Source organism: Pseudomonas peradeniyensis, assembly GCF_014268935.2.
Lineage (GTDB): Bacteria > Pseudomonadota > Gammaproteobacteria > Pseudomonadales > Pseudomonadaceae > Aquipseudomonas > Aquipseudomonas peradeniyensis.
The window spans coordinates 1,794,307-1,807,505 of the sequence record NZ_JABWRJ020000001.1 but is presented as its reverse complement, the minus strand read 5'-3'; the positions used below and the strand labels follow the sequence as shown (position 1 = coordinate 1,807,505).

General features: G+C 66.8%; 11 protein-coding genes. 1 reads left to right on the top strand and 10 read right to left on the bottom strand.

Going from position 1 to position 13,199, the window contains the following annotated elements:
• Window positions 1-8 precede the first annotated feature (8 nt).
• Genes HU751_RS07860 through HU751_RS07815 form a run of 10 tightly spaced genes read right to left on the bottom strand, consistent with a single transcriptional unit; the run spans window position 9 to window position 11,105 of the window.
• A complete protein-coding gene (locus HU751_RS07860) occupies window positions 9-1,145 on the bottom strand; it encodes a glycosyltransferase family 2 protein (RefSeq protein ID WP_186735661.1) in 1,137 nt (378 codons plus the stop codon).
• Window positions 1,138-2,103 carry a glycosyltransferase family 2 protein gene (locus tag HU751_RS07855; protein ID WP_186735662.1) on the bottom strand — a complete coding sequence of 322 codons (966 nt, stop codon included), beginning with the start codon at window positions 2,101-2,103 and terminating at the stop codon, window positions 1,138-1,140. The genes HU751_RS07860 and HU751_RS07855 overlap by 8 nt, the downstream gene beginning before the upstream one ends.
• Entirely contained in the window at window positions 2,100-3,470 is a 1,371-nt protein-coding gene (locus HU751_RS07850) for an O-antigen ligase family protein (RefSeq protein WP_186735663.1), read from the bottom strand. Before HU751_RS07850 ends, HU751_RS07855 begins: the two co-directional genes overlap by 4 nt.
• On the bottom strand, window positions 3,467-4,675 hold the full coding sequence (locus HU751_RS07845; protein WP_225933245.1) for a glycosyltransferase family 4 protein: 1,209 nt from the start codon (window positions 4,673-4,675) through the stop codon (window positions 3,467-3,469). Before HU751_RS07845 ends, HU751_RS07850 begins: the two co-directional genes overlap by 4 nt.
• Entirely contained in the window at window positions 4,672-6,246 is a 1,575-nt protein-coding gene (locus HU751_RS07840; RefSeq protein WP_186734573.1) for a GumC family protein, read from the bottom strand. The genes HU751_RS07845 and HU751_RS07840 overlap by 4 nt, the downstream gene beginning before the upstream one ends.
• Before the next feature lie 14 nt (window positions 6,247-6,260).
• On the bottom strand, window positions 6,261-7,280 hold the full coding sequence (locus HU751_RS07835) for a polysaccharide biosynthesis/export family protein (RefSeq protein ID WP_050705461.1): 1,020 nt from the start codon (window positions 7,278-7,280) through the stop codon (window positions 6,261-6,263).
• 22 nt (window positions 7,281-7,302) lie between these two features.
• Entirely contained in the window at window positions 7,303-7,950 is a 648-nt protein-coding gene (locus tag HU751_RS07830) for a CpsD/CapB family tyrosine-protein kinase (protein WP_050705462.1), read from the bottom strand.
• A 1-nt stretch (window position 7,951) separates the two neighbouring features.
• Window positions 7,952-8,698 carry a sugar transferase gene (locus HU751_RS07825; protein ID WP_186734574.1) on the bottom strand — a complete coding sequence of 249 codons (747 nt, stop codon included), beginning with the start codon at window positions 8,696-8,698 and terminating at the stop codon, window positions 7,952-7,954.
• A complete protein-coding gene (locus HU751_RS07820; RefSeq protein ID WP_186734575.1) occupies window positions 8,695-9,759 on the bottom strand; it encodes an NAD-dependent epimerase in 1,065 nt (354 codons plus the stop codon). The genes HU751_RS07825 and HU751_RS07820 overlap by 4 nt, the downstream gene beginning before the upstream one ends.
• Entirely contained in the window at window positions 9,756-11,105 is a 1,350-nt protein-coding gene (locus HU751_RS07815) for a UDP-glucose dehydrogenase family protein (RefSeq protein ID WP_186734576.1), read from the bottom strand. The genes HU751_RS07820 and HU751_RS07815 overlap by 4 nt, the downstream gene beginning before the upstream one ends.
• 384 nt (window positions 11,106-11,489) lie before the next feature.
• Between HU751_RS07815 and HU751_RS07810 the strand changes: the two genes are divergently transcribed.
• Window positions 11,490-13,199: a sulfatase-like hydrolase/transferase gene (locus tag HU751_RS07810; protein WP_186734577.1), complete on the top strand. Its 1,710-nt coding sequence runs from the start codon at window positions 11,490-11,492 to the stop codon at window positions 13,197-13,199.

The following is a 13,199-nucleotide window of genomic DNA, read 5'->3' as shown; positions in this document are numbered from 1 at the left end:
TCCGTCGCTCATCGATTCTGGTCTGGGTTCCATTGGCTGTAGCTGTGCCCGCGCAGGAACTGCCACAGGCCCACGCTCATGCCGGCGAGGGTGACCAGCACGAAGGCGGCCAGGCGGAACGGGCGTGGCAGGCGGCGGCGGGCGTCGAGCAGGCCGGCGATGGCGGCGGCGTAGCCGAGCAGCTGCAGGGCCAGGGTCAGGCGGTAGAAACCGGGTTCGATGGCCAGCCACAGGTTGGCCAGCAACAATGGCAGCAGTAGCACCGGGGCCAGGCGGCGGATCAGCTTGTGGCTGATCAGGGCGATGGCGTACAGGCCGTGACGCGCCGGGTTGAGCAGCTCGCGGCGGGCGGCCAGGCTCAGCAGGCCACCGACGGTGACCCGCTGGCGGCGGCGGAACTGCTTGTCGGCCTCGTCCACGCCCTGGTCCAGCACCACCGCCTCGGGCACGTAGACGATACGCAGCCCTGCAGCCGGGGCGCAGGTGCTGATGAAGAAGTCGTCGTTGACCTGCTTGGGAATCGGTTGGTACAGCGCCCGGCGCAGGGCCAGCAGGGCACCGTCGGCCGAGACCATGCAGCCGGTGCGGTTCTCCACCTTGCGCACCCAGGCTTCGTAGTGCCGGTACAGGCTGTCGCCGATGCTCAGGCCCTTGCCCGGGTCGGGGATGATCATGTGCCCGGCGGTGCCGCCAACCTGCGCGTCGGCGAACGGTGCCAGCAGCAGCCCGAGGGTGTCGGCCGACCACTGGTTGTCGGCGTCGGTGAACACCAGCAGGTCGCCCGTGCACACCTGCACGGCACTGTTCAGCGCCCCGGCCTTGCCCAGGCGCGGCAGGTCCAGCACTTGCACCCGCGGGTCGCCTAGGGCACGGGCCAGCGCCACGGTGCGGTCGCTGGAGCCGTCGCTGGCCACCACCACCTGCAGCTCGGCGGCCGGGTAGTCCTGGCCGAGCACGCTGGCGAGCTTGGCTTCGATATGCCGCTCTTCGTTGTGCGCGGCGATCACCACGCTCACCCGCTGCGCCGGCAAGGGCGAATGCGTGCGACGGGCAAAGAACGGCGCGGCCAGGGTCAGCAGCAGGGGATAGCCGACCCAGGCGTACAGCGGCAGCAGCAGGCATAGCCAGAAGATGAACTCAGCCACGGGCGGGCCTCCTTGCAGTGCGGTTGAACAGGCTGAGGATGAACGCCGCGCCGGCCAGGTGCAGGCGCAGCCAGTGCAGGCCCCAGAGTTGCAGGGTGAGCAGCGGGTCTCGGTGCCGGCGGCTCTGGCGCAGGCTCAGGAACAGCGCGGGCAGGGCGCTGACCAGCAGGAAGAACAGGGCGACATGGGGGAAACCGTCGAGCAGGGCCGACAGGGCCATGGCGTCCAGCACCCAGGCCCCCACCGAAAGCAGCGGGAAGCGCAGCAGGCGCAGGCTCACGCCATGACTGCGCAGCAGTTGCAGGTGGCTGCCCTGGCGCCACATCTCCTTGCCCAGCCATTCACGCCAGTTGGCTTCATAGCCCCAGTGCAGCACCGCGGGTTGACGCAGCACGCGCAGGCGGGCGCCGGACTCGTGCAGGCGCAGGGTGAAGTCCTTGTCCTCGCCGGTACGCAGGCGCTCGTCGAAACCGCCGACCTGCTCGAACCAGCTGCGGCGCATCAGCAGGTTGGGGGTGGGCAGCCAGGTGCAGTCCTGCACCGTCTGCCCGGTGCGCAGGGTGCGCCGTTGCCAGGCCTGGGCGAACCACGGGGCGTGGCGCGGGGTGTCGCAGTCGAGGGCGAAGACGTCGCCTTCGCCGCGGCGCTGCAGGTCCAGCAGCAGGTCCAGCCAGTGCTCGGGCACCTCGATGTCGGCGTCGAGGAAGGCCAGCCATTCGCCCTGGCTGGCGGCCACGCCGGCGTTGCGCAGGGCGCCGATGGCCACCCCGGGCAGGGTCAGCACCTGGGCGCCGTGCTCACGGGCGATCCGCGGGCCGTCGTCGCTGGAGCCGTTGTCCGCCACGATCAGCTCGCAGGCCAGGCCTGCGGCGCTGGCCGAGCGCCGGGCGGCGTCCAGGGTGCGGCCGATATGGCGGGCCTCGTTGAACATCGGGACGACGATGCTCACCCGGCTCATCGGGCCACCTCCACCGGCTGTTGCTCACGGGCCTGGCCCAGCAGCACGCTGGACAGCGCCAGCATCAGCCACAGGTACTTGTGGCTGGGGGCGCTGAGGAACATCAGGAACAGGCCGATGGCCAGCATGCTCATGGTCAGGTGGGTCATCAGGTCGGCGCGATCCGCATCACCGGCCGCGCGGAAGGCGGCGCGGGCCTGCCAGAAGTTGCGCAGGGCGAGAAAGATCATGCCGACGAACAGCAGGCCCGCCGGCAGGCCGACCTCGCTGAACAGCTCCAGGTAGGTGTTGTGGGCGCGGCGGTAGAGGTCGGTGGTCTTGCTGTTGACCGGGGCGAAGGCCTTGGAGAAGCCGGTGTCGGCGTAGTGCAGCGGGAAGGTGCCGGGGCCGGTGCCGAGCAGCGGGCTGTGGCTGATCATCTCCTTGCCCACCACCAGGTAGGAGGCGCGTCGGCCCAGCGATTCGTCCTGGTGCGCGTTGACCCCGGACTTGAGCAGCATCAGCGACTGGATGCGTTCGGCATAGCCCGCCGGCATCAACGCCACGCCCAGGGGCAGGACGATGGCCAGGCCAAGCATGGCGAAGCCCAGGTGGCGCGGGCGGATGTAGGTCAGCTGTTCGCGGTAGTTGTACAGCACGATGCCCAGGCTGATCAGCAGTACCACCAGCCCCGAGCGCGACTCGGTCTTGGTCATGCCCACCAGCAGCAACAGGCAGCAGCCGACCCAGAACAGCTTGATCGGGATCTGCCGGGCCTTGATCGCCAGCCACAGCCCCAGCGGCATGGCGATGGTGATCAGCAGGGCGAAGGCGTTGGGGTCGAGCATGGCCGAGGCGCGGCCCTGTTCCTGGTACTTGGTGGAGAAGATCGCGAACAGGCAGGTGACGCACACGCTGACGGTGATCAGCCGGGCCAGCATCGGCAGGTTGAGGTCGCGGCCGACCAGCAGGGTGATGACGAACACCACCAGGCCCACCAGCAACTCGCGCAGGTGACCGCCCGACAGCGCCAGGTCGTCGCTGGTCCACAGGCTCAGCAGGTACAGGGCCATGAACGGCAGCAGCAGGCGCCACTGGTTGCTGCGCAGGCGCTCGCCGGGCAACTGGCGCACCGCCAGCTGCAGGCTGAGGATCAGCACCAGGCCGATGCCCACCAGTTTGGCGCCGGACACCAGGCCGTCCTTGAGCAGCCCCTCCAGCGGCACCAGGGTGGCGATCGCCAGCAGTCCCCAGGCCGGCTTGCGGTACAGCACCAGCACGCCGGCCAGGCCGATCACGCCGCCGGGGGCCAGGAACGGGTAGGGGCTGGCCAGCAGCCCCAGGCTCAGCAGGGCCACCAGGGCCACCAGCGACAGGGGAATGATCATGCGACAACCTCCTCGGCCGTGCCCCGATATACCAGGGCCCAGCGTTGTGCCAGGGTCGGCAGGTGGTAGCGTTCGCGTTGCGTGCGGCGGGCGCCGGCGACCAGCTCGGCGGCCTGCGCGGGATCCACGAGCAGGGCCTCGAGGTGTTCGCCCAGTTCGGCGCTGGCCAGCGGGGCGGCCAACAGACCGTTGCGCCCGTGTTCGATGACGTCGGGAATGCCGCCGACACCGAAGGCCACTACTGGCACGCCGTCCTGCATGGCCTCGAGCAGGATCATCGGCGTGCCTTCGGTGCGTGAGCTGATGACCAGGGCGTCCAGGCGCTTCATCCAGCCGCGCATGTCGCGCTGGAAGCCCGGCAAGGTGATGCGCCCGGTAAGGCCGGCGGCGTCGATGCGGGCCTGCAGGGTGTCACGCTCGGGGCCTTCACCGAGCATCACGGCGTGGACCTGTGGGTGGCGCTGGCACACCGGGATCAGGGTGTCGAGGAACAGGTCGGGGCCTTTTTCGCTGGACAGGCGGCCGACGTAGGCGGCGAGCCAGGGGGCTTTATCGCAGTGGTGAGGTCCTGGCGTGGGAGCGGCGGTGCGCCGATGCGACTTGCCCCGCGATTCGGTGTCGTGTCCAGCATCGCCATCGCGGGGCAAGTCGCATCGGCGCACCGCCGCTCCCACGCGATCCTTGGCGCCCGCTTCACAGATCTCGGGCAGCCCGTTGGGTATCACCCGCAACTTGGCCTCGGGCACGCCGGCATCGCGATGGATGCGGGCGATGCTCTCGGCCACGCACACCACCGTGTCCACCGTCGGCGTGCGGCACAGTTGCAGGCTCAGCCAGGTGTAGAAACGCTGCTTGCGGCTGCGCGGGGTGAAACCATGCTGGGTGCTGACCATCGGCAGGCGCCACAGGGTGGCGCCGATCCAGCCGAACAGCTGGCCCTTGAAGTTGTGGCTGTTGACCAACGGCCGTTGGCCGCGCTGCGCGCCGAGTATCTTGAGCACCGCCCCCAGCCCATGGCAGGTGTCGCATGCGACGCCTGCCTCGCGAAAGCGTGCCACCAGTTCCGCCGGGGCATCGAGGAACAGCACCCGATGCTGGCCGGGGGTGGCCTGGCAGTGGTCCAGGAGCATGCGCTCGGCGCCGTAGAACCCGCCACTGCCGAGCAGGTGCAGGATCGGCCGGCCGGCGTGCAGCGCGGCGTTCAATTGCGCACCCAGTGCCACAGGCGTGGCAGCGACCAGCTCTTGTGCGGGTTGGGCAGCGCCGGGGCCTGGTCGTTGATCACCAGCAGCACCGGCAGGCCCAGCTCGTGGCTGATCTGCGCCGGATGCTTGAAGCGGTGGTCGAAGAACTCCCTGACGTAGACCACGGCGATCGCCAGCAGCAGGCCGGTGACCAGGCCGAACGGAATGATCAGGCCAGGTTTCGGGAAGCTCGCCGCGGTGGGCTCGTAGGGCGCGCTGAGGATCCGCGCGTTGGACTGGCTGCCGTCGAGCAGGCCCTGGCCGCGGCTTTCCTCGTAACGCTGGGCGTAGGTAGAGAAGGCCTTGTGCAGGGCATCGATCTCGGTGTCCAGCTGGCGGGTCTTGCTCTGGGTCTCGCGCAGCTGGAGGATGCGCTTGCTGTAGTCGGCAATGCGCTGGGTCTTCTGCTCGATCACCTGCTGGGTCACGGCCAGATCCTGCTGGCGTTCACGGATGCGGTTCTCGACGATCTTGAGGAACTGCGCGCGCAACTGGGCGATCTGCTGGCGGGCCATGACCATCTGGTCGGAGCCCGGCTGGAACACCGTGGCGTCGCCGTTGTAGCGGGCCAGCTGGGTGGTCAGCTGTTCGCCGAGCTGCTTGATCTCGCGGTCCTCGAAGGCGACGTTGTCGACCGTGGTGGTGAAGGTGTAGGGGAACGCGTAGTCGGCCATCCTCGCCTTGCTGGCCGCTGCCAGGCTGCTCTGCAGGTAGTCGAGCCACTTCTGGTTCTGCAGCTGGCGGTCACGCTGCAGGTTGAGCGCCTGCTCCTCGGTGTTGATGGCATTGAGGCGGAAGGTGATCTCTTCCTTGGGGTCCGACGAGCCGATGGCGGTCAGCAGCCCCAGGCGCTGGCTTTCCAGGTCGCCCAGGCGGGCCTGGTAGTGCAGTTTCTTCTGCTCGTAGAACGCCTCGGGCAGCTCGTTGGACTGCAGGTCCTGGCGGTTGGCCAGGAAGTTCTCCAGCAGGCGGCTGACGAACAGCGTGCCCAGCTTCGGATCGTCGGCGCTGTAGGTGATGGAGATCACGTTGGAGCCGGGCAGGGTCTCGACCTTGAGATCCTTGACCGCCTGGTCGGTGAGGGTGTCGAGCTGGGTGTCGCGGTCATCGGCCACGGTGTTGCCGAACAGCCGGTGCAGCGGGTCGAACACCGCGTGGCGCACCGGGTCGAGCACGGTACGGCGCAGCAGGCCGGGCTCGTCCGGGTAGTGGCCTTCCTTGCGCAGCTCGCCGATGGTCTGACGGATCAGGGTCGGCGAGCGCAGGATGTTGCTCTCGGTCTCCATGTCGGCCAGCGACGGCGGGATGAACTGGTCGGCCTGCTGGCTGAGCGCAGAAGTGGTGTCGCTCTGCGAGAGCTTCTTGGACTGCACGATGACTTCGGCGGTGATGTCGAAGCTCTGCTTGAGCACCAGCGGCAACAGCACGGCAATCACCGCGAACACCAGGAACACCCTTTTCACCAGCTGGCGGTTGGCGAAGAAGATGCGGAAGAACTCATGCACATAGTTTTCTTTGGGTTGCGTGGTCATGGTCCGTCCCCCGGTCAGTCGTTGCTTTCTTTGTTGTCGACGCGGTAGCTGAAGCTGAAGCCGAAGCCCTGGAACAGCACCACGTCGGCCAGTTGCCGCGACAACTCGGCGGCGCTGGCCAGCTTGGTCTTGGGCACGTAGAGCATGTCCTCGGGCTGCAGGTAGGCGAGCTTCTGGGTGCCGCCGGACAGCGCCTGGTCGACGTCGTAGTTGACTGCGTGCACGGTGTTGCCCTCACGGCGCATGATCACCACCGAGCCAAGCTTGGCCTTCAGGGTCGGGCCGCGGGCCAGGGTAAGTGCCTCGAGCACCGATACCGGGCGGCGGATCTGGAAGGCGCCGGGCTGGCCGACTTCGCCGAGCACGTAGATCTCGTTGGCGGCGGTGGACTTGAGCAGTACGTCCACGCTCATGCGCCCGGGCAGGGTGGCGTAGCGCTCGTTGAGGTAGTCGCGCAGCTGGTTGACGGTCATGCCCTGCAGCGGCACCGAGCCGATTTCCGGGAAGGTGGCACGCCCGTCGTTGCCCACGGTGATGTCGCGGCTCATGCCGGTGCCGGGGTGGTTGAGGGCGTTCTTCAGGTTGACCTCGTCGGTCATCGGGCTGATCACCCGCACGGTGACCTGGTCACGGTTGGGCTTGAACACCCGCTTGTCCTGGTAGGCCTGGCGGATGGCGCTCTCGGCCTCGCCGGGGGTCATGCCCTCGACGCGCACCGCGGCGTTGGTGCTGGGCAGGGTGATGCTGCCGTCGGGCTGCACCAGCTGGTTGCCGTTCAGGCCGCTGGCGGCCATGAAGTTCAGGTCCAGGGTGTCGCCGGACTGGATGCGGTAGACCCCGGCCGACCGGTTGCTGACGTGGAAGATCACCTCCAGCACGTCCTGCGGGCGCAGTACCTGCTCGCGGCGGGCGACTTCGGTGGCCTGGCTCTCGGCTGGCGGCGCGGTGAGGATCTGCACCGGCATCTGGCGGTCTTCCTGGCTGGCGCAGCCGGCCAGGGCCAGCACGCACAGGGCAATCGATGGATATCTCATGGCGTTCATCCTGTGCGGCCTCTCAGAGATTTTCGTACAGCCACTTGGGCATGTAGTACTTGCGCTTGTTGAACACGCTGCCTATCAATCGCGCGCCGGCCTGGGTCAGGCGCTGGCTGGCGGCCTGGGCGACCTCCCAGCGGGTCTCCTCGGCGCACACCACCAGGATCACGCCGTCGACCAGGGTGCCGATGACCAGGCTGTCGGCGCTGGCGTAGATGGCTTCGCCGTCGATCACCACGAAGCGGTACTGGTTGCTCAGCTGGTGCAGCAGCACGCGCAACTGCTCGTGGTCGAGGCGGTCGCGGCCGCGCTTCCAGGTGCCCACCGGCAGCACGTCGAAGGGCTGGTCGGACAGGCGCACGATGCAGTCCTGGGCCAACGGCGGGGTGTCCTGGTTGAACAGCAGATCGCTGTAGCCGCGCAGCTTGCCCAGGCCCAGCTGCTGGCTGAGGCCGCCGGGGCTGAGGCTGGCGTCGATCAGCAGCACGTTGCCCGCGCTCATCAGTGCCAGCTGGCTGGCGAAGGCCAGGGCGCTGGTACTGGTGCCGCTGCCGGTGTTGGCCGCGGTCAGCAGCAGGGTGCGCTGGTCGAGGTCGAGCACGGTGGAGGTCAGGTTGGTCTCGCTTGGGGTAGCGATCGTCAGGCTTCTCGAGGATGAACCGTCCATCTCAGCTTGCTCCGTGGCCAGTGAAGACTTTGAACGGGGTCTTGAGCAGGATCTTCAGGTCCAGCATCAGGCTCTGTTCGTTGATGTAGCTCAGGTCCAGTTCTACGCGTTGGTCAAAGTCGATATTGCTGCGTCCGGAGATCTGCCACAGGCCGGTCATGCCCGGGTAGATCGACAGCCGCGCCAGGTGGTTGTCGTGGTAGCGGTAGGCGTTGAACGAGGTGGGGCGCGGGCCGACCAGGCGCATGTCGCCGGTGACCACGTTGATCAGGTTGGGCAGTTCGTCCAGGCTGCTGCGGCGCAGCCAGCCGCCTATCGAGGTGATGCGCGGGTCCTTGTCGATCTTGAAATCGATGGATTCGGCGCCGTGCTTGTTCAGGTGGCGTAGCGAGTCCTTCAGCGCCTCGGCGTTGGCCACCATGGTGCGGAACTTGTACATGCCGAAGGCGCGGCCCCGGTAGCCGGTGCGCTTTTGCACGAAGAACACCGGGCCCTTGCTGGACAGCTTGATCAGCAGCGCCAGCACCAGGAACACCGGCGACAGCAGCAGCAGCAGGGTCAGCGCGGCCAGGCACGACAGCACGCGGTTGGTGCGCGACAGCGTCCACGGGCGGCCCCCGCCGCGGCCGGTCATCCAACCACGGCCCTGCATGTGGATGGCGGCATCGATGCGCTGCCGGTGCGCCGGGTCCATGCGTTTGTCCTGGTACAGCGCCTGCAGTTGCGCGCTCTTGGGTTGTCCTGTCATACCGCCCTCCGCTGATCTGGCTGCTCGCCCGTGGGCGCCGCTTCGCTGGCGGCGGGCGAGTGGTAGCTCTTGAACCAGGCGACGAAGCGCCCGAGCCCTTCATCAAGACCTATCTGTGGGGTGAAACCGGTGACCCTGGCCAGGGCGCTGGCGTCGGCGCAGGTGGCCAGCACATCGCCCGGCTGCAACGGCAGCAGTTCGATCACCGCGTTGCGCTGCAGGTGCTTCTCCAGCAGGGCCAGGTAGTCGAGCAGCTCCACCGGGCGCTGCCCGCCGATGTTGTACAGGCGCCAGGGCGCGTGGCTGCTGGCCGGGTCCGGGGCGAGCGCGTCCCACTGCGGGTCGGCGACCGGGGGCAGGGGGATCAGCCGCACCAGGCTTTCGACGATGTCGTCGATGTAGGTGAAGTCGCGCTGGTGGCGGCCATGGTTGAACAGCTGGATCGGCCGGCCTTCGCTGATCGCCTTGGCAAACTGCATCGGCGACATGTCCGGGCGACCCCAGGGGCCATACACGGTAAAGAAGCGCAGGCCGCTGCAGGGAATGCCATAAAGGTGGCTGTAGCTGTGGGCCATGGCCTCGTTGGCCTTCTTGGTGGCGGCATACAGCGACAGCGGATGGTCCACCGGATCCTGCACTCGATAGGGCGTCTGTTGGTTGGCGCCATACACCGAGCTGGACGAGGCGTACAGCAGGTGCTTGACCGGATGGCGGCGGCAACCTTCGAGAATGTTGAGAAAACCGGCGAGGTTGCTGTCCAGGTAGGCCTGCGGATTCTGCAGCGAGTAGCGCACGCCGGCCTGGGCCGCCAGGTGCACCACCACCTCCGGACGCTCGCTGGCGAACAGTCGGGCCATGCCGTCGCGGTCGCCCAGGTCCAGGCAGTGCAGCGGGAAGTCACCGAGCGTCTGCCGTACCCAGTGCACGCGGGCGTGCTTGAGAGCCGGCTCGTAGTAGTCGTTGAAGTTGTCCAGGCCCACCACCTGGTGCCCCTCGAGCAACAGCTGGCGGCAGGTGTGGGCACCGATGAAACCGGCCGCGCCGGTGACCAGCACCTTCATGGCGCGTCTGCCTGCGGGGTGACCTGGCGCAGGCCGATGCCGCTGTAGTGCAGGCCGTGGGCGGCAACCTGCTCGGGGTTGTACAGGTTGCGCCCGTCGACGATCACCCGCTCGCGCAGCTTGCTGGCCAGCATCGAGAAGTCGACCACGCGGAAGTTCTTCCACTCGGTGCAGATCACCAGGGCATCGGCGTCCTGCAGGGTGTCGTCGCGGGTGGCGCACAGGTGCAGGTCGTCACGATAGCCGTACAGGCGCCGGCACTCGTCCATGGCTTCGGGATCGTAGGCACGCACGATGGCGCCTTCGGCCCACAGGGCCTCCATCAGGTAGCGGCTGGGGGCCTCGCGCATGTCGTCGGTGTTGGGCTTGAAGGCCAGGCCCCACAGGGCGATGGACTTGCCGGCCAGGCCCGCCAGGCGCTGCTTGAGCTTGGCGAAAAGGATGCGCCGCTGCTGGTCGTTGACTTCATTGACGCTCTGCAGCAGGCGCAACGGCATGCCGCTGTGGGCGGCGGTGTGCAGCAGGGCCTTGATGTCCTTGGGGAAGCACGAACCGCCGAAACCGCAGCCCGGATAGATGAAGTGGTAGCCGATGCGCGGGTCGGAGCCGATGCCCCGGCGCACCGCTTCGATATCGGCGCCCAGGTGTTCGCTGAGGTTGGCCAGCTCGTTCATGAAGCTGATGCGGGTGGCGAGCATGGCGTTGGCGGCGTACTTGGTCAGCTCGGCGCTGCGGTTGTCCATGAACATCAGCTTTTCGTGGTTGCGGCAGAACGGCGCGTACAGTTCGGCCAGCTGGTCATGGGCGACTTCGTCGAGGGTGCCGACGATGATCCGATCCGGACGCATGCAGTCGGCCAGGGCGCTGCCTTCCTTGAGAAACTCGGGGTTGGACACCACGCGCACCTGCAACTGGCCCTTGCCCAGGCGCTGCAGTTCGTCGCGGGCCAGGGCCATGACCTGGTCGGCAGTGCCCACCGGCACGGTGGACTTGATGATCAGGGTATGGTCGGTCTCCATCAGCGCGGCGATCTGCCGGGTGACGTTGAGCACATGGCTGAGGTCGGCCGAGCCGTCCTCGTCGGGCGGCGTGCCGACGGCGATGAAGATCAGCTCGGCGTGGCTGACCGCATCGCTGGCCTGGGTGCTGAACAGCAGGCGGCCTTCCTTGATGTTGTCCTCGAGCAGGTCCGACAGCCCCGGCTCGCTGATCGGCGGCACACCTTGGCGCAACTGGTTGATCTTGTGGGTATCGACATCCACGCACAGGACCCGATGACCTACATCCGCCAGGGCTGCTGCCTGTACCAGTCCGACATAACCGGTGCCAAAAACGCTCACGTCCATGCGCGGTGCCTCGAATGGATGAGTAAGGGAGATGAAACAGTGATGTGAATTGGGTATAGCTCAGCCCGGTGGATTTGCGTCAAAGCAATGGCATGTTTCGTCGAATTTACAGCCCCTGGCGAAACGGGCGATCTGCCACCAACCCGTTTCCAATCCGTGTGTTAGCGCGCATAGCTAGTGGCAATTGGCCGTTCGACGAACCGATGAACGGTTGGACGCACCGAAATAAGCGGGTTTCAGACGATAGAGAGAATCAACAACAACTTGCGGCAGGTGCCAGATTACGGTGTCGGTATGTCGTCGGAATTTTGACTTTTTTGCGCTGTGGTTTGTTTCAAAGCTGCTACGGTTTGAGGAGATTTCCATGATCGGAGTGGCCGAAACATGCGCGGATGGATCAAGCTTCTGCTGTTGCTCGTCTATCTGGGCAGCTTTCATGCCTATTACCGCGAGCGCATAGAAGCGCTGGGTATTGGCCTGCCATTGGTGCTGTACCTGGGGGTGTTCGCGGTATTGGCGCTGGCGCTGCTGCTGGCGGCGTTCAGCCGCCCCGGCTGGCTGCGCTGGTCGCTGGCGCTTGTATTCACGGTCAGCGCGATCTTTCTCGATGCTTATAACCGCATCACTGACTCCTACCTGACCTATAGCGCATTCGTGTCCATGGTCTATGCCGGCGGTTTTGTCCAGGAGGCCCTGCAACAATATCACTACGCCATTACCCTGGCCGCGGCACGGGCGCTGTTGCTGCTGTTTGGTCTTGGCTTGCGTCCGGGGCCGACCCCTCGGCTACCGTGGCTGTTGCCACCCGTGGCGCCGGTGCTGGGCCTGCTGGTGCTGATCGCCATCCTGTTCGTGCGCGCCGGCGAGGGCGCCCGCGGGCTGCCGGTGATGTACACGCCGCTGGCCTACCTCAGCCTGTTCGGCTACGAGACCCTGCACGACCATGTCGGGCCGCGCCAGCCGGTGAGCCTGGCCCAGTCGGGGCCGGCGATGGCCCGGGATATCGTGCTGCTGATCGACGAGAGCATCTCGGGCAACTACCTGGACCTGAACACCCCGGCCGGGGTCACCAGCCACCTGGCCCAGGCCCAGCCCGGCGTGTCCATTGTCAACTTCGGCTACGCCGCGTCCATCGCCAACTGTAGCGCCGACACCAATGTCACCCTGCGTTATGGCGGCACCCGCAGCGATTACCTGCGGATCAACTCGACCCAGCCGTCGATCTGGCAGTACGCAAAGCGCGCGGGCCTGGGTACGGTGTACATCGATGGCCAGCGCACCGGCGGCAACCTGCAGAACCTGATGACCGAGACCGAGAAGCGTGATATCGACCAGTTCATCCAGTTCGACGACACCCCCGTGGTGCAGCGCGACATGGCGGCGCTGGAGCGGCTGGTGGCGCTGCTCAAGGACGGCAGGCCGCAACTGATCGTGGTGAACAAGGTCGGCGCCCATTTCCCGGTGCACGACAAGTACCCGGACGACTTCCTCAAGTACCAGCCGGCCTTGCCGCGAGGGCGTTACGTCGATATTGCCGATACCGGTACCCGCGATGGCTTCGATGGCCGCCCGCAGGACTGGGTGCTGTATCGCAACGCCTACCAGAACACCGTGTTGTGGAATGTCGGCGAATTCTTCCGCCGGCTGTTCGCCGAGGGCGACCTCAGCCAGGCCGTGGTGCTCTACACCTCAGACCATGGCCAGGACCTGCATGAACGCGGCAACCCTGGCCTGAACACCCATTGCGACAGCGATCCGGTGCCCGAAGAAGGCCTGGTGCCATTGGTGGTGATCCAGGGCGAGGGCCTGCGCACGCTGGACTGGCAGGCCCATCTGCAGGCCAACCGCAACGCCTCCAGCCATTACAACCTGTTCCCCACGCTGCTCAAGCTGATGGGCTATGACGGCACGGCCGTGAGCGCGCTCTACGGCCGTTCGCTGGACATGCCGACCGACGACCCGTTCACCTTCAACGTGCGTTTCAATGCGCGGCTGGGGGCCAAGCCGGATTTCCGTCACATCGACCTGGGGCAAGTGGTCACGCCCGCCAGTGTCCTGGCGGGGCAACCGATGCCGGTAGGCAAGGCGGATTAG

Coding starts and splice junctions, on each gene's coding strand:
- HU751_RS07835 (WP_050705461.1), bottom strand. CDS start 7,280: ATGAGATATCCATCGATTGCCCTGTGCGTGCTGGCCCTGGCCGGCTGC.
- HU751_RS07825 (WP_186734574.1), bottom strand. CDS start 8,698: ATGACAGGACAACCCAAGAGCGCGCAACTGCAGGCGCTGTACCAGGAC.
- HU751_RS07855 (WP_186735662.1), bottom strand. CDS start 2,103: ATGAGCCGGGTGAGCATCGTCGTCCCGATGTTCAACGAGGCCCGCCAT.
- HU751_RS07815 (WP_186734576.1), bottom strand. CDS start 11,105: ATGGACGTGAGCGTTTTTGGCACCGGTTATGTCGGACTGGTACAGGCA.
- HU751_RS07810 (WP_186734577.1), top strand. CDS start 11,490: ATGCGCGGATGGATCAAGCTTCTGCTGTTGCTCGTCTATCTGGGCAGC.
- HU751_RS07830 (WP_050705462.1), bottom strand. CDS start 7,950: ATGGACGGTTCATCCTCGAGAAGCCTGACGATCGCTACCCCAAGCGAG.
- HU751_RS07840 (WP_186734573.1), bottom strand. CDS start 6,246: ATGACCACGCAACCCAAAGAAAACTATGTGCATGAGTTCTTCCGCATC.
- HU751_RS07850 (WP_186735663.1), bottom strand. CDS start 3,470: ATGATCATTCCCCTGTCGCTGGTGGCCCTGGTGGCCCTGCTGAGCCTG.
- HU751_RS07820 (WP_186734575.1), bottom strand. CDS start 9,759: ATGAAGGTGCTGGTCACCGGCGCGGCCGGTTTCATCGGTGCCCACACC.